Raw genomic sequence first — 2377 nt, forward strand, 5'->3', positions numbered from 1 at the left:
GTAAGACCTCGGATGGGTCGCCTACCCTTGGTGGAAGAACCACCAACCAGCAAGGGAGGCACCATCAAGGATGCTCACAATGGCTCAACAACAACGTATTCGATCGGCGTTCTTTCGTGAAGGGATGTCGGTTACTGAGATTGCAGAGGAGTACGGTATCGATCGCAAGACGGTTCGCAAGTACATCACCAAAGACGACTGGAGCGAGCAGACTGCCGAAGATCGGCCAAGCCGATCGTCAATCATGGACCCTTTTGTGGATACGGTCCAGCAATGGCTGATCGAAGACAAACAGCGGCGGCGGAAACAACGGCACACCGCCAAGCGGGTATATACCCGGCTGGTTGAGGAAGAAGGCTACACTGGCTCGTATCGGACGGTGGCGAATCACTATCGACGTATCCGGGCCGCGGTGTTTCAGGAGCACGATCCGGCGATACCGCTGACACATTCTCTGGGCGAAGCTGAGGCTGATTTTGGTGAGGCAGACTACTACCACCACGGCGAACGGGTGGCAGGCTCGTACCTGGTCCTATCATTTCCTGAGAGCAATGGTGGATTCCTGCAGCTCGAGCCGGGACAGAATGGCAAGTGTCTGTTTGAGGGACTCATCGCGATTTTTGAACACCTCGACGGCGTACCGATTCTGATCCGGTTTGACAACGCATCGACAATGGTGACGAAGATTCTGAAGAACGGTGGACGTGAAATCACTGACCGGTTTCGGAAGTTTCAGGAACACTTCGGATTCGAGGCAATATTCTGTAATCCCGGCAAGGGCAATGAGAAAGGCAACGTCGAGAACAAGGTCGGGTATCTGCGACGGAACCTTCTGGTTCCCGAACCCCGTTTCGAATCGCTCGACCGTTTCAACATCGATGTGCTCGAGCAGTGCCGCGCCGACATGAACCGCCCGCACTACCGAGAAGAACAGTCGATCGCCGAACTGTTTCGCGCTGATCAGGCGGCACTGATGCCGCTGCCGAGAATCCCGTTCGATCCGGCATCGTACCAAACGCTTACCGCCGACGGCTACGGGATGATTGCGTTGGAGGGCGGGAAGCACCGGTATTCTACTGCCCCCAAATACGCGAGGAGCCGTGTGACGGCCCAAATCACCGCCCAGACGGTATCTATCCTCGATGAGAGCCGCAGACCCGTCGTGACTCATCGGAGGCTCTATGGAGACAAACACGGTGAGCGCATGGAGTGGCTGCCGTACCTGATACAGCTCTCGCGAAAACCCACGGCAGTGAAGTACACCCCCGTGTACGACATGATGCCGCCAATGCTTCAGCAGTGGCTCTCATCGCAAGCCCGAGATCAGGTCAGCACAGCGCTGAGGCTGATAGCGGACCTGAGCGAGACTGCGGGATTTGACTCCGCGTGCGCAGCGATAACCGACTCCATCACTGCGGGGATCACCGACGCCGATAGCCTGGTTGCGCTCCATGATCGCAACACCCGATACGCGCCGATTTTGCCGCCCCCGGTTACGCCTAAATCCAAAGTCGCCGACACGAAGGTATCGTTTCAGCCCACGCGCTACGATGAAATGATTCCCTCCGGAGTTACACGATGACGGCGGTTCGCACGGAAATTGCCACATGCTGCAGACAGCTGCGTCTCAGGCGGCTGACCGATCATCTGGATGATGTACAGGCGGAAGAACCGGAAGAGTTTTTGCTTGAGTTGCTGCGTACAGAAGTCGCGCATCGTGACGCTGCCCGGATTGATCGGGCGATCAAGACCGCAGGATTCTATGCGCCAAAATATCTGAACGACTTCGTCTTTGATGAGGTGACGCTTCCCAGTAGTGCGAGCGTAGACTCCTTGGCGTCACTCTCGTTCATTGACGATCGACAGAATCTTATCCTCTACGGCAACGTGGGGACGGGCAAAACCCACCTCGCAACCGCCCTCGGCATCGAGGCGTGCAAGAAGCGCTACAAGGTTCAGTTCTGGCGGACTGCCGCCCTGGTGAACCACCTTATCCGAGTCCACGACGGAGGTGACCTGCAACCATTTCTCAAACAGATCGAGAAGCTGGATCTGCTGATCTGCGATGAATGGGGATACGTCCCCGTGCACCGTGACGGCGCCCAGCTTCTGTTCCAAGTGATATCAGCCTGCTACGAGAAACGCAGCCTGATAATCACGACGAATCTGGAGTTCAGCAAATGGGTGAACATCTTCCTGGATGAAGCGATGACCACGGCGATCATAGACCGTCTGGTGCATCACAGCCACCTGCTGGTCTTCGACGGCGAGAGCCACAGGGTGAAAAACTCACTCATGCGGCACTAGAAAATTCCCCACCCGAGGTCTGGGGAATTCTCGTTGCATTTTCGGGGAATTCGGGGTTGCACAAAACAGC

The 2377-nt window shown here is 56.3% G+C and carries 2 protein-coding genes; both read left to right on the forward strand.

All coding sequences use genetic code 11. The features are described 5' to 3' along the window. The first annotated feature begins 79 nt into the window (after positions 1-79). The gene (istA, locus tag BW950_RS14585; RefSeq protein WP_076490024.1) at positions 80-1582 is read left to right on the forward strand and encodes an IS21 family transposase; all 1503 of its coding nucleotides are present in this window, start codon (positions 80-82) and stop codon (positions 1580-1582) included. Then, the gene (istB, locus tag BW950_RS14590) at positions 1579-2307 is read left to right on the forward strand and encodes an IS21-like element helper ATPase IstB (RefSeq protein ID WP_076490025.1); all 729 of its coding nucleotides are present in this window, start codon (positions 1579-1581) and stop codon (positions 2305-2307) included. Before istA ends, istB begins: the two co-directional genes overlap by 4 nt. Positions 2308-2377: the final 70 nt, after the last annotated feature.

Origin of the sequence: Alkalispirochaeta americana, assembly GCF_900156105.1 — a bacterium.
In the GTDB taxonomy this organism is placed as follows: domain Bacteria; phylum Spirochaetota; class Spirochaetia; order DSM-27196; family Alkalispirochaetaceae; genus Alkalispirochaeta; species Alkalispirochaeta americana.

Excerpts from the sequence above, each read along its gene's own strand:
- istA (WP_076490024.1), top strand. The coding sequence starts at position 80 with ATGGCTCAACAACAACGTATTCGATCGGCGTTCTTTCGTGAAGGGATG.
- istB (WP_076490025.1), top strand. The coding sequence starts at position 1,579 with ATGACGGCGGTTCGCACGGAAATTGCCACATGCTGCAGACAGCTGCGT.